Source organism: Methylobacterium sp. C33D (genome assembly GCF_053345825.1).
Genome location: NZ_JBKFAV010000142.1, coordinates 1 through 381 on the forward strand (window position 1 = coordinate 1; position 381 = coordinate 381).

A 381-nucleotide genomic window follows, 5' to 3' on the forward strand; every position below is an offset into this window, starting at 1 on the left:
CCAGTACAACAACCTGCTCAACCAGATCACCCAGCTCGCCAGCGACGCCAGCTACAACGGCGTCAACCTCATTGCCGGCAAGGGCAATGACATGAACATCAAGTTCAACGACACCGGCAGCTCGAACCTCAACGTCGCCTCGGTCGACGCGACCGCCAGCGGCCTGGGCCTGTCGTCGATCACCAGCTCGAACAACTCGTCGAGCCAGAACGGCCTCGGCAACTTCCTGCTGAACGCGGACGTCAACAAGACCCTGGCGACCCTGACCAGCGCCGGCAACTCGCTCAACTCCGCGGCGAGCACGCTGGGCTCGAACCTGTCGGTGGTTCAGAACCGCCAGGACTTCTCCAAGCAGCTGATCAACGTGCTGCAGACCGGCTC

General features: G+C 62.5%; 1 pseudogene. It reads left to right on the forward strand.

Annotation, left to right across the window (positions count from 1 at the left end):
• Positions 1 to 381 (forward strand): annotated as a pseudogene (locus ACLBXO_RS31765) (flagellin); the annotation flags it as partial.